We start from the raw sequence: 26,885 nt of genomic DNA on the forward strand, positions 1-26,885 counted from the left end.
ATTCGAACCCACGACCCCTGCCTTCGGAGCGTGAAAGGAAGTCCAGCGTTTACGGGCCATGCCCAGTAAAAGCTGGGCTTTATTGTCCAGTTGTGTCTTCCGATGATGGCCCGTATAGTGAAATTTGCACCCACTATGCACCCACGGCACCAATGAAAGCGAAATTGACCCTATCACTGCTTGGCGGCCTGGAGACAACCGGCAGCACCTACGAAGTCCACGACACCGCCGTGAGCGGCTTGTTTGTACGTGTCACGGCGGCGGGCCACAAGAGCTATGTCGTTCGCTGGGCCAGAGGCAAGAAGAAGACCCTGGGCCGTGTAGGCGTGCTAACGCTCGATAGAGCGCGCAAGGAGGCGTTGCAGTACCTTGCCGAAGCTCATGAGCATGGCGAGCCGCTGGCAGTGTCCCGGGCCCGCGCTGGCGCGAGTATGCCAACACTTGAGGTTTTCCTGGTGGAGCAATTCGAGCCTTGGGCCAGGGTTCACCACCGCGACCATGTGAACAGCGTGCGTGCCATCCGGTCGGCCTTCGCCGATCTGCTTCCTCTCAAACTTGAAGAGATTGACCACCGCCGTGTCGAGCGCCTGCGGGTGTCCTGGGTGGACGGGGGAAATACGCCCGCGACCGCCAATCGGAATATCCAGCGCATCAAGGGGCTGCTGAGCAGGGCTGTCGAGTGGGGCGTTTTGCCTGAGCACCCGCTGGCCAAGCTGCGCCGCCTCAAGACCGATCGAAAGGGCCGTATCCGCTTCCTGACGACCGAGGAACTGGCCGATCTGCGCCAGGCCATGGATACGCGGGAGGAGGGCATCAGGGCCGAGCGTGATAGTGCGAATCTGTGGCGCAAAGAGCGCAATAAAGAGCTTATGCAAAGCTTGCACGAAGTAACTTTCGCGGATCACTTGAAGCCCTTGGTTTTACTCAGCATCAATACTGGCATGCGCCGTGGTGAGGTATTCAACCTGCAATGGGTTGATATCAACTTCAAGGGGAAGGTGCTGACCGTAGAGGGTGAAACTTCCAAGTCTGGACAGACGCGCCATATACCATTGAACAAAGAAGCGCTTGAAGTATTACAGTGCTGGCGCGATCAACACGCCCGGAAATCCGGATATGTATTTCCAGGCAAGGAAGGTGGCCGACTGGACAATGTGAAAAAGAGTTGGTATGGGCTGTTGAAACTTGCAAAGATCGAGGGTTTTCGGTGGCATGATCTGCGCCACACATTCGCGTCCAAGCTGGTCATGGCTGGCGTGCCGCTTAATACCGTGCGGGAGCTGCTGGGGCACTCTGATATAGCCATGACGCTGCGCTACGCGCACCTTGCGCCAGACAGCAAGGCGGCGGCCGTTGAGATGATTATATGATCGGTATAGATTTGAGCCTACGCATGTCGCCCAGCGTTCCTCTGAATGCCAACCCTAAATCTATTTCAGCCATTCCGGAACTTTCTTTAATTTTTCCCAGCATAGAAATGCATTTTTCTATGTTGAATTTTGGAACCTCTGAGTAGTATTTTTCAGACATTTCCACGCCTTCAAATGGGTCGTCCTCACCCCAGAATCCTGCCTCTACATCCTTGTCGAATCGATATGGAACCTTGTTGAAAAAAGCTATTGCGACGAATGCCTCGTCGGATGAAAGCAATGCCGGGGCAATGATTGCAGTGCGCAATATTCTAATGACTTCATTTTCATGCCAAGTTAGCGAGACGACTCTTTGAAGGGTAATTGTTTTTTCTTCAAAGACTGGATCTACCCACTCTGGCAAATCAAAAGTCTCATTTTGCATCATCAGCGAAACGCTTCGCTCGATAACTTCTGTCATTGACTGTCGAAATAGCACGCTCGACTTCTCCAGCGCGTAACGAGTCTGTGGACTGGTCCGTAAAGATAATGTCTGAGTTCGGCTGCGGGCTGGTTTCTTGGCCATGGTCTCTGTGCTCCTACCTGGATGGCGGCAAATTATACGAGCGGCGCACTGTCCGTCAATGCGTGTCGATGCATGCAATGCGTGTATTGACACGTACGGACTGCGATAGCTAATCTGATTCCACCTGGCCCTCATCAACCCCAGGTGGAGATTCGCATGACCCAAACCACACCTACTCTCGCCATCGGAATTGACGATGCAGCCCGCGCCATCGGCGTATCTCGCTCGGTGATTTACGAAGTCGTTGCCCGCGGCGAATTGCCCAGCTTCAAGATCGGTCGTCGTCGCATGATCCTGACCAAGGAGCTGGAGACATTCATCAACCGAGTGGCAAAGGAGAACAGCAGATGACGATCAATGTCCTCGATTCATCAGGCCGCTGCATGGGCGAGCTCCGGCTGTCGGCGGAGCTTGTCGTGGAAGGGATTGGGGCGGATCAGTTGGCCGTTACTGACTCGGGCGGGACTTTGCTGGCCACTATCGCGATCAGGCCCGGGTACCACAGCGCCGATCTTGCGCAGTTGACAGAGCGCGTCGTTTCGAGCGCGAAAGCGAGAGTTTGGCCTGAAGTTGTGCCGGGGTTGGCCGTGGTGTCGCTTAACGCCGACCAGCGCCAGGCGCTAGCCGATCTGGTGGACACCGAACGTAAGCATGCAAGCCGTTGGTGGACGATGCTCAACGAGATGCGCGCCCGCCGCGAGCTACCCGGCTGGGTATTCGAGCGTTTTGTAGGGAGCGCAGCCGATCACGAGCGCTGGCTGGATGACTGCGCCGAGACGAATGCCGCTTTGTTCGGCAGGCGGCGGTACATCCACAGCGATGGCGAGCCCGAGATGGTCGAGGTGTATGTGGGGGATGTTCTGTACGAAGCGACTCGGCGCCAGGCCCCGGTGGGCGGGGCAGGCGGCGTCGAGTTGGTAGAGCAGATGCAGGAGGCGGTGCGCCAACACCTCTCCGGCGAAATCACATTGGTAGGGACCAACGAGAGGAAGCCATCGTGACAGATCGAGCGATCGGTGACAACGGGCTGCATGAGGTGGTAGCCGACACCGCAAAGGAAGCAGTCGAGCAACTGGAGTGCTCTCGCGAACACGCCTGTTGGATGGTTGCGCTCTGCAGGGCTATTCGGGACGACCTGAGTTCCGGGGGAGGCCATAACGCCAAGCATCTGGCCAGCATCGCCCAGTACCTGGCGGATAGTCAGTGGAGTGCCCTGGACGAACACATCGGCCGTGCTACCGAGCGAATGGGCAGCCTCGGCCTGAGGCACTGATGGCCAAGCGGAAGACCCGCCGCGACTCAGATTGGGGAGGTCGTGGCGCGTACATGATCCCCAGGCTGCTGGGCGAGCACCCTGACTTCACGACCATGACCGGATCGGAGCTGCGCGTGTTCATGCTGCTGCTATCGCAGTACCGCGGCAACAACAACGGCGACCTGGCCGCCACGCACTCGATGATGGAGGAGCGTGGCGGCATGGCCAAGGCCACGCTGGCCGCATCGCTACAAGGGCTGCTGGAGCGAAATTTGGTCGTGAAGACTAGAACGAACATGAAGGGGCGGGAAGGCGCCAGGTGTGCGCTGTATGCGCTGACCTGGCTCCCCATTCACGAGTGCCAGGGCAAGCAACTGGAGCTCGGCCCGACGATAGCCCCGATGAGGAGGTTGGCGGGGTGATTTGGACAATTACCGGGTTCATTTTTTGAACTGCATCGGGCCAGAAATTGAACCGTTATCCGCGAATCGGCCTGTTTCGAGGAAATAACGGTTCAAAAAATGAACCCTTACCGGCTGTTTCCGGGGTGTTTCAGGTTCAAAAAATGAGCCCCTTTATAACTATTACCACCACAGGGCTTTGAAATGAGCCGGATCAAGACAAAGCAAATGCGCTGCAAGACCCAAGCGGATGCGCGCTGTAAACGTGCGGGAGGGTACTCGTTCCTGGTGCTGGATTGGCTGCCATGGACCGTCATCGGGTGCTGCCGAGAGTGCGCAGTGTTTGCGCATCCGCAGATGCTCACCGTCCATGCCAGAAGCCTCGGCAACCACGTGCAACTGGCCGTCGACAACCAACCCAGGCAGATGGCGATGGATTGCTTTGCGCCGGATGAGCGGGGTGCAGCAAATGTCACGGGGTGCAGCTGATGCAGGTCGGCCCAGTGTGGGGGATGGCTCGACGAGTTGTCTTCGAGCGCTCGACGAGTTGTCCGGGAGTCCTCGGTAACGCTCCGATCGTTAGCGGCTCGTTACCTGTAGCGCCCCGATCCCAGTTCGCCAGGTTGTTAGAACCGGGTCAGCCCAGCGCAAACGGGTGGGAGGAAGAAAGAAGCGCACTTTCGCGTATCGGCCTGAAACATCCATGCCGCAAGGGCTGGGGCGTGATTGTGGAAACAACCATAGGTGAGGTTTCCAAGGTTGACCCGCGCTGTATTTGGAACACCGCACAAACCGCCAGACGCCGCACTGTTGCTGGCGCCGAGGCACTTTCACGAAACCATGAAAATGGAGGTTGCAAAGCATGGCTGACAGGCTAGAAGAACGAGTCACGGCCACTGAATCCCTGCTCGCCGCATCCTGCCGAGAATGGGAGCTGGTGCTGGCCGGCGACCGTTCCGTGGTCGAGACTGACGCTGAGCGCCTGCTGGGCTATCGTCCTGGCACGTTGCGCGCCCAGCGCACAGAAGGCACCTGCCGCATCCCGCGCCGCCAGGTGGGCAATCGCTGGCGCTATCGGCTGAGCGACCTGGCGCTGTACATCGAGAGCGGCTACTGCGATGCGTGAATCCGCGCAACGAGCCGCCATGGAGTAGGCGGCTCCAGCGCCCCAAGCTGTGCCCATCGACACATGGAGCACAGATCAATGCGAGACCCCCGAGATTTTGTACGTTACGTGATGGCCAAGGCGGTAGGCGCCGGCGACCCCATGCTTGCCCTGGGCTACGCCAAGGCCCACCTTGGCCCTGATAACGCCACGGTAAAGCTGCTGCAGAAGGATGCAATGGCCAGCGGCAACCTTGGCGATGACCCTGATTTCCGCGCTGCTGGTCGGGCGTTCGTGGAGATCGTCAAGGCCCGCTCCCTGATCGGCAAGATTCAGGCGGCAGTGGGCTTCCGCACCGTTCCCTTCCACACCCCCATCCTCACCCAGCAGGCAGCGCCTATTGCGTCCTGGGTCAGCGAGGGTGGACCTATCCAAGTTGCCTCGGGCAGCTTCGAGCGCACCAAGCTGGTGGACCGCAAGCTGGCCGGTATCGTCGTGATGACCACCGAGCTGCTGAAAGGCGCTGGCGCCACGTTCGAGTCGGCGGTAAGCCGCGAACTGGTACGCGGTATCGCCGCCCTGGAAGGCTCCAGCTTCATCGACCCGGCGAACGCTGGTGCTGCTGGTGTAGCGCCTGCCTCGATCACCCACGGTGTCACTGCAATCCCCGGTACCGCTAATGCAGCCAAGGACATTGCTGCGCTGCTGGATGCGTTCCAGGGCGATCTGGAGACCGCTGTGTTCATCACCTCACCCGAGGCAGGGGTAAGCCTGAACGCTGCTGGTTTCCTCGGCGCGGGCGCCTTGGGTGGCGATATCGGCGGCATCCCGCAAGTCACCTCCTCGACCGTCCAGCCTGGCACCGTGGTGCTGATGGACGCTGCTGGTGTGCTGCTGGCAGATGACGGCGTGATCATGGGCACCACCGATCAAGCCACGCTGATCGACAGCGACGGCCAGCCGCTCAACCTGTACATGGAGAACCTGAGCGCCATCAAAGTGGTGCGTCATCTCAACTGGGAAGTGGCCCGCCCTGGCGCTGTGGCGCTGCTGACTGGCGCCACCTGGTGATCGGCCATGAACGCCAAGGAAATGGAAGTGCTGGCCAAAGGGCTTGGCCAGGCCCTCAAGCCTCAGCTTGACCGCATCGACAAGAGCGCTGCCGATAGCCTGGACCTGATCGAAGACTTGCAAGACCGGGTGGCGAAGCTGGAGGCCCTGGTGGCCCAGCTAACAGCCGGTTGATGGATGCACAGGACAAGTCGTGAGTGTCCTCAACAACCGCGACAGTCTGCGCGCTCGCGCTCCACAGGGGCAGTTCATAGCGAGCGGCGGCAGGCCCCGAATGGGTGGGGGGTAGGTTCGATCTGAAAACCCTTCGCGCTCGGACACCGCGCCCAACTCATTCGCAGATTTTTTTCCCCCTACAGCTTTTGTTAACACCATCGTTAACACCTGTTAACAGCAGAAAGACCCCACCACCTACCCTGAGAGCCCCGCAATCAAAGGGCTGCGTCCAATATGACACCTGCCAGGGTGTTAAAGGTGAGGTGTTAAAATCTGTTAAAGCTGGTGTTAAAGGTGTTAAAGCTTTAACACCGGAGGCCATCATGGCTACACGATCCCTCGGCACACTCACACTCGACCTGATCGCCCGCATCGGCGGTTTTCAGCAGGGCATGGATCAAGCCGCCAGATCAACTCAGCGGAGCATGGCTCAGGTTGAGCGTCACGCGGACAGGGCTTCAGCAGCCGTCATGTCCTCCTTCAAGACCATTGCAGGGGCTGCTGCTGCATATCTCGGCGCCCAGCAGATTGTCCAGTACTCGCAGGCGTGGGTGGGTGTCCAAAACCGAATCAAGCAGGTTTCGGAGACCTTCGAGGATTTCTCCAAGCAGTCTCAGGCGGTCTTCTCGATCGCGCAGAACTCCCAGTCGTCCCTGGACGCAACTGCGGAGCTCTATCAACGCATCGCGGCGTCTTCTGGTCAGCTTGGCGCAAGTCAAGAGAAGATCGCCCAGGTCACGCAGAACATCAGTAAAGCAATGTCCGCGAGCGGCATTTCTGCTGAAGCGGCCCAGGGTGCGTTGGTACAGTTGGGCCAGGCATTTGCTTCCGGGGTGCTTCGTGGGGAAGAGTTGAACTCTGTCCTCGAGCAGGCCCCTGGCTTGGCCCAGGCGATTGCGGATGGTCTTGGTGTCGCACGCGAGTCGCTTCGCTCAATGGGTGAGGCAGGCAAACTGACTTCCAAGGAAGTTTTCGCCGCGATCCTGAATCAGACCAGATCTATCGATGATTCATTTGCGCGATCGCAGACCACCATCTCCGGAGCTTTCCAGGTGATGGAAAATAGTGCAATCAAGGTCATAGGTACGCTTGATGAGTCGCTCGGCGTGACAAAGACCTTCGTGAGCGCAGTCCTTGAACTATCCAAGGCGTGGGACACCAATGGCGTTCAAGTCTATACGCAGTTACTGAAAACTGGGCTCTATGTGGCCCTGGCGCGCGTGGCCACAGGGTTTGTAAATTCCAGCGCTGCGAAATGGGCGGACTTCCAGGCTACGAAACAGCAGACTTACATGACCTCGGTCGCAGCTGCCGGCGAGCTCCGCAGGGCCGAGGCAGTTCGTGCCGGGGCTGCCGCTGATGTGGAGGCCGCAGCGCGAGCTGTCGCCAGCGCTAAAGCCAGGGTCAGCGCCGATCGCCAGGTCCTGGCCTCTGATGTTTCGAGATTGCAGTCTGTTCAGGCGGCGTTGGCTTCTGAGAAAGTGCTGGAAACCCAGAGGCTTCAGGCTCAGATCACTGATGTTGGTCGTCAGCAGGCAGTGGCCAGGATGGCTGAGTTGCGGTTGGCTGAGGTTGCGATTACCAATCAGCTCGCAGCGGCAGAGGCAAAGCTGGCAGCCACAACTCTGGCAACATCCGCCCAGGTCACCGCGGCGATCAACCAGCAGGCCGTCGCCAAGGAAGCGTTGGCGATCGCCAACACCCAAGTAAACGCTACACAGATTGCAGCCACGGCATCCATGGGAGCTTGGTTCTCCGCGAGCACCGCGATGGGGGTCTCAATGCTCGCGCTGCGCAATGCGGCAAGCGGCGTTCTGCGAATGGCTGCCGGATGGCCAGGTTTGATCCTGACCGTCGGCGCGCTGGCGGTGTCCTTCATCGACTTCGGCGACAAGGCTGAGGAAGGTGCCGGCAAGGCGGCGAACGCTTTCGAGGACGCCTCGACACGCATCCGCCAGGCTTCCCGGTCCATGCTGCCGGAGAACCTGAGCACCCAGTCCTACGATCAGTTGCAGGATCGATTGAAGGGACTGCAGGCCGAGCTCAAGGAAACCGAGAAGCTGCAGGAGCGTTTCCAGAAGGGTGTCGATGATAAAAGTGACATTCCCTTCGATCGCTCCCTGGATGAGGCGAAGGAAAAGGCAGATGCACTCAGGCTGGCCATCCAGTCGGTGCAGAAGGAACTGAACAGCTCTCGCCTGGCGTCCGATAAAGACGGCAGTGCTTATCTCAAAAATCTAGAAAAAACAGCCATTGTCGCCGGCAAGCTGACCGAGACGGATAAGCTCCGAGCTCAGATACAGGCCGGCACCCTGAAGTTTTCTGCCGAGGATGAGAAAAAGGCCTACGCCGCCGCTGCCATCGCCGATAAGGCAGCTAAAGCGCTGAAGGAGTCGAAGGCCAGTGATAAAGACAGCAAGGCCTTGAGTCGTCAGTTCGAACAGATGGAGGAGGGGTATCAGCGGCAGATCGAGCTGATCAACACCTCGACCGACAAGCGCAAGAATGCCACCGAGGTAGAGAAGCTCGCTTTCGAGATGTCGGCCGGCAAGTTGGAAGGCGTCAATGCGCAACAGCGCAAGCGTCTGGAGGGGCTGGCGGCTGAGCTCGACGCATTGAAGAAGTTGAAGCAAGCCGAGGAGGATGCCAAGAAGCTCGCTTCCTTCCGCTCTAGCGTCAACGAGGATTACCTCACAGCCAAGAATGGCTTCGACCAGGAGTTGGCTGGCGCTGGCCAAGGTGACAAGTACCGCGAGAGGCTGAAGGAGCGGCTGGCGATTGAAGAGGACTTCAACCGTCAGCAGCGCGACTTGGTGTTGCAGCGCAACAGCGGCGACATCAGCCAGGAATTGTACGACCAGGAAACCCAGGTGCTCAGCGATGCCCTGGCCGAACGGCTGGATCTGCAGAACAGCTACTACGACCGGGTAGACGAACGGCAGGGCGATTGGATGAAAGGCGTGAGCGACGCCTGGCGGAACTTCGCCGATGCCGCGAACGACTACTCGGCCATGGCCGCCGATGCGACAACATCGACTCTGGGAAGCGCCAGAAGCGAGCTCAGCTCGTTCATGTCCGACGTTGCCACCGGCTCGGCTGACGCGGGCGACGCGCTGATGGACATGATCACCGGCTTCGCCAAGTCGATGATCGGCGCGCTGGCAGACATGGCGGCGCAGTGGTTGATTTATCAAGGTGTTCAGCTGTTGGTCGGCAAGAGCACCCAGTCGGTTGCAGCAATGGGCTTGGTGGCCAACGCGCAGGCGGCCTCGTTCCAGGCTCAGCTGGCGGCATACGCCGCGACCGCGGCAATCCCGATCGTCGGGCCTGCTGCCGCTCCGGCCGCTGCTGCCGCCGCCGCGCTTGCAACCGCTCCGATGGTCGCCGGCGTGGCCAGCAGCGCGCTGATGGGTATGGCTCACGACGGTATAGACAACATCCCGCGAGAGGGCACCTGGCTGCTCGATGGTGGGGAGCGGGTTCTGAACCCGAACCAAAACCGCGACCTGACCCAGTACCTGCGCAATGCTGCCGACGCGGGTTCAGGCGGAGGCCGTTCGGGCGGAATCACGATCAACGCGCCAATCACCGTGCAGGCCCAGCCTGGTATGAGTGATGAGGCAGCGCGACGGCAGGCCAGCGCGATAAGCGAGTCTGTCACCGAGCAGATTCGCGACGTGATACATCGAGAAACCCAGCAGGGTGGATTGCTTTGGAGGCGTATATGACCCTTGAGGAACGGATGGAGCTTGCAGACAAGCTGCGTGAGGTGCTGCTTCAGTCCCTGTCGCAGCACTTGTGCACTGGTACCGGCAAGGAATTCAGGGAGAGAAAGCACGAATTGGCCAGGCTGATGGCCAGGGTAACGGGCGTCGTCATCTACGACGGCATGCCGGCCAGTGAGCAAGCGTTCAGAACCAGGCACCTGGAAAACGAGATGAAGAAAGCCGCCGAAAGCGTGGGGACGCCCGTATGGCAAGCCGCTTCCGCCAATGGCGTAAGCGACTAGCACCAACTGCGGCGTTTTCAATACAGTGGAGCGAGACAGACCATATCGTCCGACTCGGACCTGATGACCAGTTTGGGGTGTCCTCATTTTTGAGGATACCCCCTGATGCGTCAGGTTTGAAGATGTGCGAATTCTGGCGCGTCAGGCACAAAAAAGCCCCGGAGTGTCGGGGCTTCGTTTGCACCCACCATGCACCCACGGCTTGTAGCGCGTGACGGATGAATTCGGTGGAGGCCTTGAATTATATGGCGCACTCGGCGGGATTCGAACCCACGACCCCTGCCTTCGGAGGGCAGTACTCTATCCAGCTGAGCTACGAGTGCAACGCGGGCGCCATGATACCCATCTTGGGGTATGGCGTCCATCGCCTTGATCCGGGGTGACTTTTTCCGGCTTTTCCGTGCTCCGCCGCTGCACCGCGACGGAAATATCCATATTCGATATCAGTATTTCCCCACCGATTCTTATGTCGCCTATTCTCTCGTCACAACTTGTTATAACAAGTCACGAACAGCGAAGAGAATCATGGCCGAACTGCTCCCCCTCTCCCCGGTACCGCTCTATTCCCAGCTCAAGGAACTGCTGCGCGAGCGCATCCTCGACGGTACGTACCCACCCCACAGCCGCATGCCGTCGGAAAACGAGCTGGGCAAGGCGTTCGAGGTCAGCCGCATCACGGTGCGCCAGGCGCTGGGCGATCTGCAGAAAGAGGGGCTGATCTTCAAGATCCACGGCAAAGGCACCTTCGTCGCCAAGCCCAAGGCGTTCCAGAACGTCAGCACCCTGCAGGGCCTGGCCGAGTCGATGACGCAGAGGGGCTACGAGGTGATCAACCGCCTGCGCAGCCTGCGTCATGTGCCGGCCAATGCGCTGGTGGCGGCGCGGTTGCAGATCGAGGAGGGCGCGCCGGTCACCGAGATCCGTCGGGTACGGCTGATCAACCGCGAGCCCGTCTCGCTGGAGCTGACCTGGCTGCCCCGCGCCGTCGGCGAGAAGCTGGAAAAAGCCGATCTGGTCACCCGCGACATCTTCCTGGTGCTGGAGAACGACTGTGGCATCGCTCTGGGCCATGCAGACCTGGCGATCGACGCGGTGCTGGCCGACAGCGACCTGACCCAGGCCCTGGACGTGGAAGAGGGATCGCCGATCATGCGCATCGAGCGTCTGACCCACGACGCCAACGGCACGCCGCTGGACTTCGAACACCTCTACTACCGTGGCGACGCCTTCCAGTATCGCCTGCGCATCGACCGCCAGAAGGGGGCCAAGGCATGAGCATCACTACCCAGGACTACGACATCATCATCATCGGCGGCGGCACCGCCGGGCCCATGGCGGCGATCAAGGCCAAGGAGCAGGACAAAAGCCTGAAAGTGCTGCTGCTGGACAAGGCCAACGTCAAGCGCAGCGGCGCCATCAGCATGGGCATGGATGGCCTGAACAACGCGATCATTCCCGGCCACGCGACGCCTGAGCAGTACACCAAGGAAATCACCGTCGCCAACGACGGCATCGTCAACCAGACCGCCGTGCACGCCTACGCCACCCACAGTTTCGAGACCATCGAGCAGCTCGATCGCTGGGGCGTGAAGTTCGAGAAGGACGAGACCGGCGACTACGCGGTGAAAAAGGTCCATCACATGGGCGCCTACGTGCTGCCGATGCCCGAGGGCCACGACATCAAGAAAGTGCTGTACCGCCAGCTCAAGCGCGCCCGTGTCGAGATCAGCAACCGCATGGTCTGCACCCGCGTGCTGCTGGACGGCGAAGGTGCTGCCGCCGGTGTGCTCGGTTTCGACTGCCGCAGCGGCGAGTTCCGGGTGATCCGCGCCAAGGCCGTCGTGCTCGCCTGCGGTGCGGCCGGACGTCTCGGCCTGCCGTCGTCGGGCTACCTGATGGGCACCTACGAGAACCCGACCAACGCCGGTGACGGCTACGCCATGGCCTATCACGCCGGGGCTGAGCTGGCGAACCTGGAGTGCTTCCAGATCAACCCGCTGATCAAGGACTACAACGGCCCGGCCTGCGCCTACGTCACCGGCCCGCTGGGTGGCTATACCGCCAACAGCAAGGGCGAGCGCTTTATCGAGTGCGACTACTGGAGCGGCCAGATGATGTGGGAGTTCCACCAGGAACTTGAAGGCGGCAACGGCCCGGTGTTCCTCAAGCTCGACCACCTGGCCGAGGAAACCATCCAGAACATCGAAGAGATCCTGCACAGCAACGAACGCCCCAGCCGCGGCCAGTTCCACGCCAATCGCGGCACCGACTACCGCCAGCACATGGTCGAGATGCACATTTCCGAGATCGGCTTCTGCTCGGGGCATTCGGCGTCCGGGGTATGGGTCAACGAGAAGGCCGAGACCAGCGTCAAAGGCCTCTACGCCGCTGGCGACATGGCGGCGGTGCCGCACAACTACATGCTCGGCGCCTTCACCTACGGCTGGTTTGCCGGGGTCAACGCGGCGCAGTACGTAGCCGGGCGCGAGTTTGCCGAGGTCGACGAGGCCCAGGTCGAGCGCGAGCGCGAGCGGGTGTTTGCGCCACTGAACCGCGAGCACGGCCTGCCGCCGGCGCAGGTCGAGTACAAGCTGCGGCGCATGGTGAACGACTACCTGCAGCCGCCCAAGGTGACCAAGAAAATGGAAATCGGCCTGGCCCGCTTCGCCGAAATCGAACGCGACCTGGCGCAGATGAAGGCCAGCAACCCCCACGAGCTGATGCGGGCGATGGAAGTCTCGGTGATCCGCGACTGCGCCGAGATGGCCGCGCGGGCGTCGCTGTTCCGCGAGGAAAGCCGCTGGGGCCTGTATCACCACCGGGTGGACTTCCCCGAGCGCAACGATGGTGAGTGGTTCTGCCATTGCCATCTGAAAAAGGGCGAGGACGGCGAGATGACCAGCTTCAAGAAAGCCGTCGAGCCGTACCTGATCGCCCTCGATGCCGAGGAGCAGACGGCGTATGACCGGCTGCGGGTGCGGTCCGACGCGGCCTGAGCCCGAAGGGCCTCATCGCCACCACAAGCCCTGTTGTCAGACACAGATAAAGAGAGCCAAAGGCTCCAAGGACACCGTGAAATGGCCTATCAAGCCCAGGACATCTTCTTCAGGAGCAGTGCCCCGGTCACCATCGACGAGGACAAGTGCATCGCCGACAAAGGCTGCACCGTCTGCGTCGAGGTCTGCCCCATGGACCTGCTGGCGATCAATCCAGCCACGCAAAAGGCCTACATGGCCTTCGACGAGTGCTGGTACTGCATGCCCTGCGAGAAGGATTGCCCCACCGGCGCGGTGAAGGTGGATATCCCTTACCTGCTGCGCTGAGCCACACCCAAGCCATCCGGCGAACCACCGGACGCCTTTTCGACGCCCCCTCGTTTCCCACCACCCAGCCTGGTGGCGGAGACGATTCCAATACTTAACGATTCGAGGGGAAACACCCATGCGCCTTGCAGCAACCGTGGCCGGCCTCGCGCTGGCAATCACCGGCCTGAACGCCAGTGCCGAAACCATCCGGGTCGCCATCGGCACCCAGGACACCACCATCAACTGCGCCACCGGCGGTCTGCTGATCCGCGAGCTGGGCCTGCTGGAGAAGTACCTGCCCCATGACGGCAAGTACAAGGACGCCAACTACGAGATCGAGTGGAAGAACTTCACCAGCGGCGCGCCGCTGACCAACGAGATGGTCGCCGGCAAGCTGGACTTCGGTGCCATGGCCGACTTCCCCGGCTCCTTCAATGGCGTGGCCCACCTCGACGCCGGCAAGCGCAGCCTGTTCATCAGCGTGTTGTCGGGCAGTGTCCACGGCAGCGGCAACGGCATCGTGGTGCCAGCGTCGTCCAGCGTGCAGTCGCTCGCCGAACTGAAGGGCAAGACCATCTCCGTGCCGTTCGCCTCCACCGCCCATGGCATGCTGCTGCGCGCGGTCGCGGCCCAGGGCTGGGACCCGCAGAAAGACGTGAAGATCATCGCCCAGGCCCCGGAAATCGCCGGCTCCGCCCTGCGCAGCAACCGCATCGAGGCCCACGCCGACTTCGTGCCGTTCGCCGAGCTGTTCCCCAACCGCGGCTTCGCCCGCAAGATCTACGACGGCTCCCAGGCCAATGCGCCGACCTTCCACGGTGCGCTGGTGGACTCCGACTACGCGAAGAAATACCCCGAAGTGGTCACCGCCTACCTGCGCGCCAGCCTCGAAGCCGATCGCCTGATCGCCGCCGAGCCCGAGAAGTACAGCGAGCTGATCGAGAAAGTCACTGGCATCGAGGCCGAGGTCAATTACCTGTTCCACGGCCCGCTCGGCCTGCAGACCCGCGACCTGACCTGGAAACCCGAGTACCGCCAGGCCGTGGCGACCTCCATCGACACCCTCAAGCTGCTGAAGAAGACCGACCGAGGGCTGGACACCGATAAATTCATCGACGACCAGTACATCCGCGCCGCCTTCAAGCAGGCCGGCCAGGACTACGACGCCGCGCTGAAGAACTATCAGCCACTGCCGCTCAAGGCCAACGATGCGCTGACCGGCAAGCCGATCACCGATTTCAGCCGCCTGGCGCAGATCTGGGTGCGCGGCGAAGACAAGGTCCGTCACTACGCTTCGCCGGAAGCGGCGCTGAGCGCGCTGGCGCAACTGGAGCAGGAGGGCAAGGACATCCGCGCCATCTACGCCCAGGCGGCCGACAGCGGCATCAAGCTGCTGGCCAACCAGGCCTGGTTCGTCCGCAACGGCAAGGGTGAGTTGTCGGCCTTCCTGCTCAAGGACCAGGCTGAACAGTACGCCAAGGCCCACGGTGGCGAGGCCGTGGACTTCACCGTCGCCAACCAGAAGCTGGTGGCCCAGCGCTGATCGGTGTGCCCCCGCTCGACCACGAATGGGGGCACGTTCGGGAGACTTTTCATGACGAGCACCTTCACGCGCTGGCCGGTACGGCTGCTGTCGCTGCTGGCCTGCCTGCTGTTCTGGCACGTCGCCGCCAGCAGCAAACTGAACCTGGGCCTGTTCACTTTCACCTATGTGCCCACCCCCAAGGCGGTGCTCGACGCGGCCTGGCAGCTCTTCACCTCCAGCACGCTGGTGGCACACCTGACCAGCAGCCTGTCGCGGGTGTTCTCCGGCTATCTGCTGGCGGCACTGCTGGGCGTGGCCCTCGGCCTGCTGATCGGCCGCTCGAAATGGGCCGAAGACACCCTGCTGCCGCCGCTGGAAGTGCTGCGGCCGATTCCGGCGGTGGCGTGGATTCCGCTGGCGATCCTGATGTTTCCGTCGTCGGAACTGTCGATGGTGTTCATCACCTTCACCGGCGCGCTGTTCCCGGTGTTGCTCAACACCATCCACGGCGTCGAGGCGGTGGACCCGCGCCTGGTGGCCTCGGCCCGCAGTCTCGGCGCCGGTCGCGCTGCCATCCTGCGCGAAGTGGTGCTGCCGGGCGCCTTGCCCAGCATCGTCACGGGGCTGGCCATCGGCATGGGCACCTCGTGGTTCTGCCTGGTCACCGCCGAGATGATTTCGGGGCAGTTCGGCATCGGTTACTACACCTGGGAGTCGTACACCCTGCAGAACTACCCGGACATCATCGTCGGCATGCTGCTGATCGGCGTGCTGGGCATGGGCAGCAGCGCCCTGGTCAAGCGCCTCGGCGCGCTGGCCACGCCCTGGTATCGCCCACGGAGGTCGGCATGATGAGCCGTTATGAACAGGCCCCGGAGCCGGGGCGTATCGAGGCCCGCGGCGTATCGATCCGCCTGGGGCAGGGCAGCCAGGCCTTCGAGGCGGTACAGGCACTGGACTTTGCCGTCGCCCCAGGGGAGTTCGTGTGCATTCTCGGGCCGTCTGGCTGCGGCAAGTCCACCCTGCTCGGCGCATTGGCCGGGCATCTGGTGCCCAGCGGCGGCCAGCTGGACGTGGACGGCCTGCCCGTGGATGGACCGTCCCCCGAGCGCGGCATGGTCTTCCAGCACCACACCTTGCTGCCTTGGCGCAGCGTGTTGGACAACGTCGCCTTCGGCCTGAAGATGCAAGGCCAGGGCAAGGCCGAGCGTCAGCGCCGTGCCGCCGAGATGCTCCAGTTGGTCGGCCTGGCCGACTTTGCCGAGCGCTGGCCCAGCCAGTTGTCCGGCGGCATGCAGCAGCGTGCCGAAATTGCCCGGGTGCTGATCAACCGCCCGCGCCTGCTGTTGATGGACGAACCCTTCGGCGCCCTCGACGCCCAGACCCGCTCGCGCATGCAGGAACTGCTGCTGGATATCTGGACGCGCATCCGCACCACCGTGGTGTTCGTCACCCACGACATCGACGAGGCACTGTTCCTCGCTGACCGCATCCTGGTGATGAGCCCGCGCCCAGGGCGCTTTATCGAAGATTTGCGCCTGACCTTTCCGCGGCCCCGGCGCAGCAGCCTGCTGACCAGCCCGGAATTCACCCATCTCAAGCGTCACTGCCTGGCCTTGCTGCGCCACGAGGAAGGCCGCGAACTGCCGCGCCTGACCCCGCTCGGCCTGCCGGACAGCGACCACCCACCGCTACGGATCGCCCTATGACCGAAAGAACCAGCGACAACCCCGACATCCTCGAACTGCTGCCGCGCCTGGCCGACAGCGACGCCGCTGTGCGCCGCATCGCCCTGATCGACCTGGCCGACCTGGAAGATCCCGATGGCCTGCCGTGGCTTACCGACGCGTTGCTGGTGGACCCGGCTGCCGAGGTTCGCGCCGAAGCCGCGCGCCTGCTGGAAGCCTGGGAAGAGCCGGAAGTGGTGCAGGCACTGTGCGCCGCCCTGGCCGACGCCGCCGAACCGGTGCGGCTGGCGGCGGCCCAGAGCCTCAGCGAACTGAAGAGCCTGGAAGCGGGCCTGTTGATTCTGCCGTGGGTCAACCATGCCGAGGGCTTTGTCCGCGCCAGCGCCCTGCGCGCCTTGCGCGAGTTGCGCCTGGAGGAAGCGGCGGGGCCGGCCTTGCAGGCCCTGCAGGACCCTGAAGCCACGGTGCGCCGTGAAGCCGTGGGCATTCTTGGCTGGCTCAAGCACCAGCCCGCCTTGCCGGCGCTGGCACGGCTTGCCGCCGAAGAGCCCGACACCGAGGTACGCCGCGCCGCCATCGGCGCCCTGGGTCTTGCCCGTGACACCGACGTACTGCCGGCGCTCACGGCGGCGCTGGGCGACGCGGCCTGGCAGGTCCGCGAGGAAGCGGCCACCACCCTGGGCAAGATCGGCCACGCCGAGGCCGGGCCGGCCTTGGTTGGCGCGTTGCAGGACGGTTACTGGCAGGTGCGTCTGCGGGCGGCCCGTTCGCTGGGGCGCTTGCGCTACCGCGAGGCCCTGGGCGGTCTGGCCGAACTGCTCGGCCACGCAATTGCCAACCTGCGCAAGGAGGCCGCCCTGGCCCTTGGCGAACTGGGCGACGCCGCTGCGGTGCCGGCGTTGCGCGAGGCTGAAGCCGACAGCGATCCGGAAGTGCGCAAGGCCGTGCGCATCGCCCTGGCCCAGTTGCAAGGCGCGGTCTGATGAACGGCCCGAGCGCAGTCAGCAACCGGCGCGGGCCGGGCGAGCTGGCCCTGCAATGGGGCGACGGCGAGCAATTGATCAGCCATGCCCGCCTGCGTGGGGCGTGCCCCTGTTCGCAATGTCGAGCGGGGCGGCTGGGCGGGCGTATTGCTCTGGTCGATGACGCAGTGCGGGTGGAGCGCATCGAAGTCCAGGGCTATGGTGTCCAACTGGTGTTCAGCGATGGGCATGACCGGGGGATTTATCCCTGGGCCTATCTGAAGGGGCTGGGTTAGTTGATGCTGCTGATGGCCTCATCGCTGGCGACGCCAGCTCCCACAGGAATTGCATGCACCGCTGAAACTGTGGGAGCTGGCGTCGCCAGCGATGAGGCCGGTGGGGCCACCGCCGGTCGCCTGGACCTACCGGCTGTTCCGTCAATCGTTCTTTTTTTCGAACGCCCTATTGTCCTTTTCCCGGCTTGCTCCTAGGATCTCGTTCGAGATTTCAAACGCTCGACGCCTGCGAGTGGAACAATGGCCCGATTCCGGTGCCTCATTTCCTACAGGCAAGCGCCTCCGCAGGGCGCTTACTCAACAATCAATAATTCGCGCCGTGCGAGCACGGTGCCCAAGGGAAGTCGACATGCAGCTCAAAGACGCTCAGTTGTTCCGTCAGCAAGCCTTCATCAACGGTGAGTGGCTGGATGCGGACAGCGGCCAGACCATCAAGGTGACCAACCCGGCCACTGGTGAAGTCATCGGTACCGTGCCGAAAATGGGCGCTGCCGAAACCCGCCGTGCCATCGAAGCGGCCGACAAGGCCCTGCCGGCCTGGCGTGCACTGACCGCCAAGGAGCGCGCTGGCAAGCTGCGCCGCTGGTTCGAGCTGATGATCGAGAACCAGGACGACCTGGCTCGCCTGATGACCACCGAACAAGGCAAGCCGCTGGCCGAAGCCAAGGGCGAAATCGCCTACGCCGCCTCGTTCATCGAGTGGTTCGCCGAAGAAGCCAAGCGCGTCTACGGCGATGTCATCCCTGGCCACCAGCCCGACAAGCGCCTGATCGTCATCAAGCAGCCGATCGGCGTCACCGCCGCCATCACCCCGTGGAACTTCCCGGCCGCGATGATCACCCGTAAAGCCGGCCCGGCCCTGGCCGCCGGTTGCACCATGGTGCTCAAGCCTGCCTCGCAGACCCCGTACTCCGCCCTGGCCCTGGTCGAGCTGGCTACCCGTGCCGGCATCCCGGCTGGCGTGCTCAGCGTCATCACCGGCAGCGCCGGCGAAGTCGGCTCCGAGCTGACCGGCAACTCCCTGGTGCGCAAGCTGTCCTTCACCGGCTCGACCGAAATCGGTCGCCAACTGATGGAAGAATGCGCCAAGGACATCAAGAAGGTTTCCCTGGAACTGGGCGGTAACGCGCCGTTCATCGTGTTCGACGACGCCGACCTGGACAAGGCCGTCGAAGGCGCGATCATTTCCAAGTACCGCAACAACGGCCAGACCTGCGTCTGCGCCAACCGCATCTACGTGCAGGACGGTGTCTACGACGCCTTCGCCGAGAAGCTGAAAGCCGCGGTCGCCAAGCTGAAGATCGGCAACGGTCTGGAAGAAGGCACCACCACTGGCCCGCTGATCGACGGCAAGGCTGTTGCCAAGGTCCAGGAGCACATTGAAGACGCAGTCTCCAAGGGCGCCAAGGTGCTGTCCGGCGGCAAGCTGATCGAAGGCAACTTCTTCGAGCCGACCATCCTGGTCGACGTACCGAAGACTGCGGCTGTTGCAAAAGAAGAGACCTTCGGCCCGCTGGCGCCGCTGTTCCGCTTCAAGGACGAGGCCGAAGTCATCGCCATGTCCAACGACACCGAGTTCGGCCTGGCCTCGTACTTCTACGCCCGTGACATGAGCCGTGTGTTCCGTGTCGCCGAAGCGCTGGAATACGGCATGGTCGGTATCAACACCGGCCTGATCTCCAACGAAGTCGCGCCATTCGGCGGCATCAAGGCCTCGGGCCTGGGCCGCGAAGGCTCCAAGTACGGCATCGAGGACTACCTCGAAATCAAGTACCTGTGCCTGAGCATCTGATCCGGTTTTAAGGCTTTACCTCTGCCAGCGGGGCGCGAGAGCGACGTCTCGCTGGCCTTTTTTACACAGGAACACCCGGCCACCGGGCCCCTGCAGCAGTCGATCAACGAATGCTGCCTGCAGTTGAATACCGGCGCCATCTTGAATCTCGTCACTGCGGTGGCGAATTGAGGACACTATGAGCAAAACCAACGAATCCCTGATGCAACGTCGCGTCAACGCCGTCCCACGTGGCGTTGGCCAGATCCACCCGATCTTCGTCGATACCGCGAAGAACTCGACGGTGGTTGACGTTGAAGGCCGCGAACTGATCGACTTCGCTGGCGGCATCGCGGTACTGAACACCGGCCACCTGCACCCGAAAGTGGTTGCCGCTGTCCAGGAACAACTGACCAAGGTCAGCCACACCTGCTTCCAGGTGCTGGCCTACGAGCCGTACGTCGAGCTGTGCGAGAAAATCAACGCTCGCGTTCCAGGCGACTTCGCCAAGAAGACCCTGCTGGTCACCACCGGCTCCGAAGCCGTTGAAAACGCCGTCAAGATCGCTCGCGCCGCTACCGGCCGCGCTGGCGTGATCGCCTTCACCGGCGGCTACCACGGTCGCACCATGATGACCCTGGGCCTGACCGGTAAAGTCGTGCCTTACTCTGCTGGCATGGGCCTGATGCCAGGCGGCATCTTCCGTGCACAGTTCCCGAACGAGCTGCACGGTGTGAGCGTCGACGAGTCGATCGCCTCCATCGAGCGCATCTTCAAGAACGACGCCGAGCCACGTGACATCGCCGCCATCATCATCGAGCCGGTTCAGGGCGAAGGCGGTTTCCTGCCTGCTCCGAAAGAGCTGATGCAGCGTCTGCGCGCCCTGTGCGACCAGCACGGCATCCTGCTGATCGCCGACGAAGTGCAGACCGGCGCTGGCCGTACCGGCACCTTCTTCGCCATGGAACAGATGGGCGTTGCGCCTGACCTGACCACCTTCGCCAAATCCATCGCTGGCGGCTTCCCGCTGGCCGGTGTGTGCGGCAAGGCCGAGTACATGGACGCCATCGCCCCGGGCGGCCTGGGCGGCACCTACGCCGGTTCGCCGATCGCTTGCGCCGCAGCCCTGGCCGTGATCGAAGTGTTCGAGGAAGAGAAACTGCTGGAGCGCAGCCAGGCTGTCGGCGAGCGTCTGGTTGCCGGTCTGAAGCAGATCCAGGCCAAGCACCCGATCATCGGTGACGTGCGTGCGCTGGGTTCGATGATCGCTGTCGAAGTCTTCGAGAAAGGCACCCACACCCCGAACGCTGCTGCCGTCGCCCAGGTTGTGGCCAAGGCTCGCGACAAAGGCCTGATCCTGCTGTCCTGCGGCACCTACGGCAACGTTCTGCGGATCCTGGTTCCGCTGACCGCCGAAGACGCGCTGCTGGACAAAGGCCTGGCAATCATCGAAGAGTGCTTCGCTGAACTCGCGTAAACTGTGAGCCGCTAGAAAAAAACCCGCTTCGGCGGGTTTTTTTTCGCGCCACGGAACGGTTGGGGCGCTAAGGTTTCTTCTCAGGAGACACCTTGGAAGGTGCAGGGACCGCGTGCGACGGCTTTAAGGAGATTCTGATGACTGCTGTAGATCCACCCACGGTACCCAAAGTGCTGATTGCCGAAGGCGACCCGTGGGTGCGTGACATGCTGGCGCAGATGCTGCTCAGTGTACGTTGTGATGCCCAGTTGAAGGTCTGTGCCAATGGCAACGAAGCCCTGGAAGGCCTGGCCGGGCGCCCGGATCTGATCATTGCCGCCCGGGAGCTGCCCGGTCTGGACGGCCTCGACCTGCTGCGCAAAGTGCGTTCGCGACCCCGCACGCCGGCGTTGCCGTTCATCCTCATCAGCAGCCGCAGCGATGTGGCCAGCGTGCGCGAAGCCCTGCCGCTGGCGCCTACCGCTTACCTGACCAAGCCCTTGAACATCGATTTGTTGCGTCAGCGCCTGGAAGAGCAACTGCTCAAGGGTGGCGAGGCGGTGTCCTGTGCCGTGACACCACTGCGTGCGGGCATGACGCTGGCGGCGTTCATCGAGGAGCACCGCGCCACCGCCGACGGTGGTCCGCTGTTCGCCGACGTGCAGCAGGCGATCAAGCGTGCGCTGAATCCGCAGGGGCTTGACCTGCGGGTGCTGGAAGAAGAGGTTCGTTCCGACCCGCAGATCACCGCCGTGCTGATCGCTGCCGCCAACAGCGCGGCCCTTCATCGTGAAGGTGCGGTACAGACGCTGATGCAGGCGCTGAACAAGCTGGGCACCACTCAGAGCATGAACCTGATCCTTGGCCTTGCCCTCAAGCGCAGCGCCAAACTGAGCGATCCGCTGCTGGCGCGCTATGCCGAGCAGTACTGGAACCTGTCCCTGCGTGCCGCCGAATATGGCCGGACCCTGGCGCAGATGCTCGACCTCGACCTGGAACGCTGCTACTGCGCGGGCCTGCTGCATTGCCTGGGCGACCTGGCGTTGCTGCGTTGCCTGCAGGAATGGCAACTGGCCGGCGGCGAGCTGGACGAGCAACAGATCGAGCTGTCGTTGAGCCAGTCGGGCGCTGCCTATGGCTCGGCCCTGCGCACCCGCTGGCGTCTGCCGCTGGAGCTGCGCGAGTTGATCGCTGCGGTGTATCAGTTGGGCGGCGGGGTGTATTCCCGGGAAGACCTGGTGATGAACCTGGCCGGGCAACTGGCGCGGCTGTCGCCGGAAGACGGGCTGGATGAACTGGCGACGGGCAAGACCGCGCGGTTGCTCAAGGTGGGAAGGGCGGAGCTGGAGCGGCTGCGCAAGGTTTGATGTTCAGGTCGGTGTGGGAACGGCTTCAGCCGTGATCGGCGGCGCAGCCGTCGTAGAACCTGACTTCGCGATGTTTCTGGAGTACCGGGAATACAGGTTTTATGGCCGCTGCGCGGCCAATCGCGGTTGAAACCGCTCCCACCCGGATCTTTGTTCAGGACCCAAACCCAACGATCAGCCCACCACGATCTGGTTCTTGCCCTTGCGCTTGGCCTGGTACATCGCCGCATCTGCCCGGGCGAACAGGCTTTCCAGCATCTCGTCGTCTTCGCTGAGCCCGGTCAGGCCCTGGCTGACGGTCACGCCGTAGGTTTGGCCTTCGTGGCTGAAGTTCAGCCGCTGGATCTCCCGCTGCAGCCGCTGCGCCACCTGCATGGCCATTTCCGGCGCGCAGCCGGGGAATACCGCGGCGAACTCTTCACCACCGATCCGGCCGAACAGGTCCCCGCGCCGCAGGGCCGCCTTGCCGCTGTCGGCGATGCGCTGCAGCACCTGGTCGCCCTCGGGGTGACCATAGGTGTCGTTGACCTGCTTGAAATCATCGATATCCAGCAGCAGGAAAGAGAGCGGCAAACCGTCTTGGCGGGCCTTGTCGAAGGCCTGCTCGGCACATTCGAAGAAATGCCGGCGGTTGCTGCTCTGGGTCAGTACGTCAGTGGTGGCCAGGCGCTGCAGCTCGCCTTCGAGCTGCTTCTTGTCGGTGATGTCCTCGGCCATGCCCACCACGATCAACCGCTGCCCCTCGGCCTGCTGGTTGATGAAGCATTTGTCGCTGAGCCAGCGCACTTGCCCGTCGGCGGCAATGATGCGGTATTCGCGGTCTTCCACCGCGCCCTTGACCAGCACTTCGGCCAGGCTGCGTTCGGCGTAGTCGAGGTCGTCGGGATAGATGCTCTCGCGCCACTGGTTGTAGTCGGCCAGCAGCAGGCTGGCAGGCCGGCCGAAGATGCGTTCGTAAGCGGGGCTGACATAGAGCATCTGCCGCGACTCCCAGTCGAATGCCCAGAGAATGGCGTTGACGCTGTCGAGCAGGGAGCTGATCAGTTGTTCGCGTTCGCTGAGACGGGCGACCTCGCCCTGGGCGTGCATCAGTGCGAGCAGGATCTGGGCGGCCTCGGGAGGCGGATTGAGCGGTGGGTTGTTATTGGCCATGTGCGCAGTACTTCAAGTAAGGCGGATCCGTGCAGCCACGACCCGACCCGCCAGGCGGGCGACATGACTGTAAGAGCGGCGTTACAGGGGGAAGTTCCTGCCGGAGCGCCCGCTGGACGGGCGCGCCGATCAACGGCCGTCAGGCCAGGGCAGGGCGCAGCGAGTAGGTCTTGAGCTGCGCGGCGAAGTCGCGCAGGGAGTGGATGCCGCTGGCCTCGGCCTCGTGGACCCAGTCCTTGATCGCGGCGAGCATGTCGTGGCCATTGGCGCTGGTACGAGCCCAGATCTGTTGCAGTGCCAGGCGTTTTTCGTAGATGGTCTTCAGCGCCTGGCTGTGCTCCAGCATGGTCTGGATGCGCTGGTGATGGCGGTCTTCCAGCAGGCTGGTTTCCCGCGACAGCAGGCGCTTGGCACGGCGGAACTGGTGGCGCACCGAGTCGTCCACCCTGGCCAGTTCCTGTTTGACCAGCGGACCGATCACCAGCTTGCGGTACTGGGCCATGATCTGGAAGCGGTTGTTGAGGATGGCCATGGCGGTGTCCATGTCCAACTGACCCTTGCCTTCGACCCGGTGGGCGATCGGCGCCACGCGCTGCACCTTGGCCAGGCGCAGCCAGGTGAACAGCTTGATCCAGGCCCAGCCCATGTCGAACTCCCAGCGCTTGACCGAGAGCTTGGCCGAGTTGGGGTAGGTATGGTGATTGTTGTGCAGTTCTTCACCGCCGATGACGATGCCCCAGGGCACCAGGTTGGTGGCGGCGTCGCGGCATTCGAAGTTGCGGTAGCCCACCGCGTGGCCGAGACCGTTGACCACGCCGGCGGCCCAGAACGGAATCCACATCATCTGCACCGCCCAGATGGTGATGCCGATGGTGCCGAACAGCAGCAGGTCGATGACCGCCATCAGGGCGATACCGCCCAGCTTGTAGCGCGAATACAGGTTGCGTTCGATCCAGTCTTCCGGGCAGTTCTTGCCGTAGATGCGCAGGGTTTCCGGGTTGCGGGCTTCCTCGCGGTACAGCTCGGCGCCCTTGCGCAGCACGGTGGACAGGCCCTTGATCACCGGGCTGTGAGGGTCGTCCTCGGTTTCGCATTTGGCGTGGTGCTTGCGGTGGACGGCGGTCCACTCGCGGGTGTTCTGCGCTGTGGTCAGCCACAGCCAGAAACGGAAGAAGTGCTTCAGGCCGGCGTTCAGCTCAAGGGAGCGGTGTGCCGAATAGCGGTGCAGATAGACCGTGACCGCGACGATGGTCACATGGGTCATCAGCAGGGTGACCGCCAGCAGTTGCCAGGCCGACAGGTCGAGTAAACCGTAGTACCACATAGGTGGAAGAGCCCTCTCAGAGCGGATGAACAGCGACCGGTATTATTACCACGATGTCAAATAAAACCAGTCGGCCTTTTAGATAGGAGGTCAACCGGGAAAAGTGTCCCTATAATGCCCCATCTTTTGATGTGGGCATCTGTGACCCTATGTCTGTTTCCGCACGAGACGCCCTGAAAATGGCAGCGTTGTACCTGGTGCTGTCGATTCTGTGGCTAGTTGTTTCTGATCAAATATTAAGCAGTGTTTTCGATGATCCGGCGCAAATGGCCCGCTGGCAGCTCATCAATGCCTACACCTGGGCGGCGTGCAGTGCTTTTCTGATCTTTCTGTCGCGGGTGCGCCTGCTCAATTTCATTGGTGTCGGCGCCCGCCTGCGCCGTGAAGACCGGGAACGCCTGCGCATGGCGGCGGCGGTATTCGACAGTACCCTCGAAGGGGTGCTGGTCAGCAATGCCGACGGCATCATCGTCCACGTCAACCGCGCCTTCATGCACATTACCGGCTACCAGAAGGACGAAGTCATCGGCCAACGGCCGAACAAGTTCAAGTCCGGCCGGCACGACCGGACCTTTTACGAGCAGATGTACCGCTCGCTCCACGACAAGGGCGAGTGGAGCGGCGAAGTCTGGAACCGGCGCAAGAGCGGCGAAGTGTACCCGCAGTGGCAGACCATCTGCGCGATCCGCGACGATGGCGGCCGATTGACCCATTATGTCGCCGTGTTCAGTGACATCAGTGCGATCAAGCACACTGAACGCGAGCTCGCCCACCTGGTGCATCACGACCCGCTGACCGACCTGCCCAACCGCCTGCTGTTCAACGACCGCGCCGCCCAGGCGCTGGCGGCGGCGCAAGCCAACAAGCGCGGTTGCGCCTTGCTGCTGCTCGACCTCGACCATTTCCAGAGCATCAACGACAGCCTCGGCCACAACATCGGCGACCAGTTGCTCAAGGCCGTGGCCGACCGTCTCAAACTGGTGATCGACCCCGGCGTCACCCTGGCCCGTCTGGGCGGCGACGAATTCGCCATCCTCAGCGAAAACTGCTCGCAGGTCGGCCAGGCGGCGGACCTGGCGCAGCTGGTGGTGGATGTCCTCAAGGAACCTTACGAGCTGGACAGCCATCGCCTGTTCAGCAGCGCCAGCATTGGCATCAGCCTGTTCCCCAGCGATGCGCAGAGTGCCGAGCAATTGCTGCGCAACGCCGATGCGGCGCTGTTCAAGGCCAAGAGCAATGGCCGCTCCGGCTACGCGCTCTACACCGAAGAACTGACCGCCCACGCCCAGCAGCGGGTGGAAACCGCCAGCGAACTGCGCCGGGCCCTGGAGCAGGATGAACTCAAGGTGTACTTCCAGCCGGTGCACGACCTGTTCAGCGGCAAGATGATCGGTGTCGAGGCGCTGGTGCGCTGGATGCATCCGCAGCGCGGGCTGGTGCCGCCGGGAGAGTTCATCCCGATCGCCGAGCGCACCGGGTTGATCGCCGACCTCGACATGTGGGTGATGCGCCAGTCCTGCCAGCAGATGGTGCGCTGGCTCGCCGAGGGCAGGGCGCTGGAGTTCGTTGCGGTCAACGTCTCCAGCCGTCTGTTTGCCCACCGCGACATGTACCAGCGGGTTTCACAAGTGTTGCACGACACCGGGCTCGAACCGTCGAAGCTGGAAGTCGAGGTGACCGAAAGCGCGGTGATGGACGACCCGGAAGTGGCCCTGGAGCAACTGCACCGCCTGCGCGAACTGGGCTTGCGCCTGGCCATCGATGATTTCGGCACCGGTTACTCGTCGCTGCTGCGGCTCAAGCGTCTGCCGGTGCAGAAGCTCAAGATCGACCAGGGCTTCGTTGCCGGGTTGCCCAATGACGACGATGACGTGGCGATCGTCCGCGTCATCATCGCCCTGGCGCGGAGCATGGGCATGCAGATCCACGCCGAGGGCATCGAGCAGTCCGAGCAGGCGCGGTTCCTGCTGGAGCACCAGTGCGACATGGGCCAGGGCTACTGGTACGGGCGACCGGTGCCGGCGCAGGATCTGCGTTTTTGAGCGGC

The 26,885-nt window shown here is 62.5% G+C and carries 26 protein-coding genes and 1 tRNA gene; 23 read left to right on the forward strand and 4 right to left on the reverse strand.

Annotation, left to right across the window (positions count from 1 at the left end; translation table 11 throughout):
- Positions 1 to 164 precede the first annotated feature (164 nt).
- Positions 165 to 1,370 carry a tyrosine-type recombinase/integrase gene (locus AC05QJ_RS02040; protein WP_476745344.1) on the forward strand — a complete coding sequence of 402 codons (1,206 nt, stop codon included), beginning with the start codon at positions 165 to 167 and terminating at the stop codon, positions 1,368 to 1,370.
- Here AC05QJ_RS02040 and AC05QJ_RS02045 read toward each other — a convergent pair.
- The gene (locus AC05QJ_RS02045) at positions 1,363 to 1,935 is read right to left on the reverse strand and encodes a hypothetical protein (RefSeq protein WP_476745346.1); all 573 of its coding nucleotides are present in this window, start codon (positions 1,933 to 1,935) and stop codon (positions 1,363 to 1,365) included. The genes AC05QJ_RS02040 and AC05QJ_RS02045 overlap by 8 nt on opposite strands.
- A gap of 156 nt (positions 1,936 to 2,091) precedes the next feature.
- Between AC05QJ_RS02045 and AC05QJ_RS02050 the strand changes: the two genes are divergently transcribed.
- The 10 genes from AC05QJ_RS02050 to AC05QJ_RS02095 all read left to right on the forward strand — a co-directional run bounded on the left by AC05QJ_RS02050 (position 2,092) and on the right by AC05QJ_RS02095 (position 9,992).
- A complete protein-coding gene (locus AC05QJ_RS02050) occupies positions 2,092 to 2,286 on the forward strand; it encodes a helix-turn-helix domain-containing protein (protein WP_476745347.1) in 195 nt (64 codons plus the stop codon).
- Positions 2,283 to 2,936 (forward strand): hypothetical protein, encoded by a 654-nt coding sequence (locus AC05QJ_RS02055; RefSeq protein WP_476745348.1) that lies wholly within the window; start codon positions 2,283 to 2,285, stop codon positions 2,934 to 2,936. The genes AC05QJ_RS02050 and AC05QJ_RS02055 overlap by 4 nt, the downstream gene beginning before the upstream one ends.
- Positions 2,933 to 3,208: a hypothetical protein gene (locus AC05QJ_RS02060; protein WP_476745349.1), complete on the forward strand. Its 276-nt coding sequence runs from the start codon at positions 2,933 to 2,935 to the stop codon at positions 3,206 to 3,208. The genes AC05QJ_RS02055 and AC05QJ_RS02060 overlap by 4 nt, the downstream gene beginning before the upstream one ends.
- Positions 3,208 to 3,612 carry a hypothetical protein gene (locus tag AC05QJ_RS02065; protein WP_476745351.1) on the forward strand — a complete coding sequence of 135 codons (405 nt, stop codon included), beginning with the start codon at positions 3,208 to 3,210 and terminating at the stop codon, positions 3,610 to 3,612. Before AC05QJ_RS02060 ends, AC05QJ_RS02065 begins: the two co-directional genes overlap by 1 nt.
- Before the next feature lie 183 nt (positions 3,613 to 3,795).
- A complete protein-coding gene (locus AC05QJ_RS02070; RefSeq protein WP_476745352.1) occupies positions 3,796 to 4,080 on the forward strand; it encodes a hypothetical protein in 285 nt (94 codons plus the stop codon).
- A 373-nt stretch (positions 4,081 to 4,453) separates the two neighbouring features.
- Positions 4,454 to 4,717 (forward strand): helix-turn-helix domain-containing protein, encoded by a 264-nt coding sequence (locus tag AC05QJ_RS02075; RefSeq protein WP_476745353.1) that lies wholly within the window; start codon positions 4,454 to 4,456, stop codon positions 4,715 to 4,717.
- 78 nt (positions 4,718 to 4,795) lie between these two features.
- On the forward strand, positions 4,796 to 5,767 hold the full coding sequence (locus AC05QJ_RS02080) for a phage major capsid protein (protein WP_476745354.1): 972 nt from the start codon (positions 4,796 to 4,798) through the stop codon (positions 5,765 to 5,767).
- Between the two features lie 6 nt (positions 5,768 to 5,773).
- The gene (locus tag AC05QJ_RS02085; protein ID WP_476745355.1) at positions 5,774 to 5,941 is read left to right on the forward strand and encodes a hypothetical protein; all 168 of its coding nucleotides are present in this window, start codon (positions 5,774 to 5,776) and stop codon (positions 5,939 to 5,941) included.
- A gap of 365 nt (positions 5,942 to 6,306) precedes the next feature.
- Entirely contained in the window at positions 6,307 to 9,711 is a 3,405-nt protein-coding gene (locus AC05QJ_RS02090) for a phage tail tape measure protein (RefSeq protein ID WP_476745356.1), read from the forward strand.
- Positions 9,708 to 9,992, forward strand: coding sequence for a hypothetical protein (locus AC05QJ_RS02095; RefSeq protein WP_476745357.1), 285 nt, complete (start codon positions 9,708 to 9,710; stop codon positions 9,990 to 9,992). The genes AC05QJ_RS02090 and AC05QJ_RS02095 overlap by 4 nt, the downstream gene beginning before the upstream one ends.
- A 246-nt stretch (positions 9,993 to 10,238) precedes the next feature.
- On the opposite strand, the gene AC05QJ_RS02100 is transcribed toward AC05QJ_RS02095, so the two are convergent.
- Positions 10,239 to 10,315 (reverse strand) — tRNA-Arg (locus tag AC05QJ_RS02100).
- Positions 10,316 to 10,517: 202 nt separating this feature from the next.
- Here AC05QJ_RS02100 and AC05QJ_RS02105 point away from each other — a divergent pair.
- The 11 genes from AC05QJ_RS02105 to AC05QJ_RS02155 all read left to right on the forward strand — a co-directional run bounded on the left by AC05QJ_RS02105 (position 10,518) and on the right by AC05QJ_RS02155 (position 22,362).
- Positions 10,518 to 11,267: a GntR family transcriptional regulator gene (locus AC05QJ_RS02105; RefSeq protein ID WP_476745358.1), complete on the forward strand. Its 750-nt coding sequence runs from the start codon at positions 10,518 to 10,520 to the stop codon at positions 11,265 to 11,267.
- On the forward strand, positions 11,264 to 12,988 hold the full coding sequence (locus AC05QJ_RS02110; RefSeq protein WP_476745359.1) for a fumarate reductase/succinate dehydrogenase flavoprotein subunit: 1,725 nt from the start codon (positions 11,264 to 11,266) through the stop codon (positions 12,986 to 12,988). The genes AC05QJ_RS02105 and AC05QJ_RS02110 overlap by 4 nt, the downstream gene beginning before the upstream one ends.
- Before the next feature lie 81 nt (positions 12,989 to 13,069).
- The gene (locus AC05QJ_RS02115; RefSeq protein ID WP_476745360.1) at positions 13,070 to 13,315 is read left to right on the forward strand and encodes a 4Fe-4S dicluster domain-containing protein; all 246 of its coding nucleotides are present in this window, start codon (positions 13,070 to 13,072) and stop codon (positions 13,313 to 13,315) included.
- A gap of 118 nt (positions 13,316 to 13,433) precedes the next feature.
- A complete protein-coding gene (locus AC05QJ_RS02120) occupies positions 13,434 to 14,840 on the forward strand; it encodes an ABC transporter substrate-binding protein (protein WP_476745361.1) in 1,407 nt (468 codons plus the stop codon).
- Positions 14,841 to 14,891: 51 nt separating this feature from the next.
- Positions 14,892 to 15,674, forward strand: coding sequence for an ABC transporter permease (locus AC05QJ_RS02125; protein ID WP_476745362.1), 783 nt, complete (start codon positions 14,892 to 14,894; stop codon positions 15,672 to 15,674).
- Positions 15,674 to 16,531, forward strand: coding sequence for an ABC transporter ATP-binding protein (locus AC05QJ_RS02130; protein WP_476747850.1), 858 nt, complete (start codon positions 15,674 to 15,676; stop codon positions 16,529 to 16,531). Before AC05QJ_RS02125 ends, AC05QJ_RS02130 begins: the two co-directional genes overlap by 1 nt.
- On the forward strand, positions 16,528 to 17,493 hold the full coding sequence (locus AC05QJ_RS02135) for a HEAT repeat domain-containing protein (protein WP_476745363.1): 966 nt from the start codon (positions 16,528 to 16,530) through the stop codon (positions 17,491 to 17,493). The genes AC05QJ_RS02130 and AC05QJ_RS02135 overlap by 4 nt, the downstream gene beginning before the upstream one ends.
- Positions 17,493 to 17,768 (forward strand): DUF971 domain-containing protein, encoded by a 276-nt coding sequence (locus tag AC05QJ_RS02140; RefSeq protein ID WP_476745364.1) that lies wholly within the window; start codon positions 17,493 to 17,495, stop codon positions 17,766 to 17,768. Before AC05QJ_RS02135 ends, AC05QJ_RS02140 begins: the two co-directional genes overlap by 1 nt.
- A 349-nt stretch (positions 17,769 to 18,117) precedes the next feature.
- Positions 18,118 to 19,560: an NADP-dependent succinate-semialdehyde dehydrogenase gene (gabD, locus tag AC05QJ_RS02145; protein WP_075805974.1), complete on the forward strand. Its 1,443-nt coding sequence runs from the start codon at positions 18,118 to 18,120 to the stop codon at positions 19,558 to 19,560.
- Positions 19,561 to 19,738: 178 nt separating this feature from the next.
- Complete coding sequence (gene gabT / locus AC05QJ_RS02150; protein ID WP_476745365.1) at positions 19,739 to 21,016, forward strand: 4-aminobutyrate--2-oxoglutarate transaminase; 1,278 nt, start codon at positions 19,739 to 19,741, stop codon at positions 21,014 to 21,016.
- 137 nt (positions 21,017 to 21,153) lie between these two features.
- Positions 21,154 to 22,362: an HDOD domain-containing protein gene (locus AC05QJ_RS02155; protein ID WP_476745366.1), complete on the forward strand. Its 1,209-nt coding sequence runs from the start codon at positions 21,154 to 21,156 to the stop codon at positions 22,360 to 22,362.
- Between the two features lie 174 nt (positions 22,363 to 22,536).
- On the opposite strand, the gene AC05QJ_RS02160 is transcribed toward AC05QJ_RS02155, so the two are convergent.
- The gene (locus AC05QJ_RS02160) at positions 22,537 to 23,514 is read right to left on the reverse strand and encodes a GGDEF domain-containing protein (protein ID WP_476745367.1); all 978 of its coding nucleotides are present in this window, start codon (positions 23,512 to 23,514) and stop codon (positions 22,537 to 22,539) included.
- 139 nt (positions 23,515 to 23,653) lie between these two features.
- The gene (gene desA / locus AC05QJ_RS02165) at positions 23,654 to 24,838 is read right to left on the reverse strand and encodes a delta-9 fatty acid desaturase DesA (RefSeq protein WP_476745368.1); all 1,185 of its coding nucleotides are present in this window, start codon (positions 24,836 to 24,838) and stop codon (positions 23,654 to 23,656) included.
- A 149-nt stretch (positions 24,839 to 24,987) separates the two neighbouring features.
- Here desA and dibA point away from each other — a divergent pair, with 149 nt between their 5' ends.
- Positions 24,988 to 26,880: a phosphodiesterase DibA gene (dibA, locus tag AC05QJ_RS02170; protein ID WP_476745369.1), complete on the forward strand. Its 1,893-nt coding sequence runs from the start codon at positions 24,988 to 24,990 to the stop codon at positions 26,878 to 26,880.
- Positions 26,881 to 26,885: the final 5 nt, after the last annotated feature.

This window comes from Pseudomonas sp. TUM25319 (assembly GCF_056388475.1).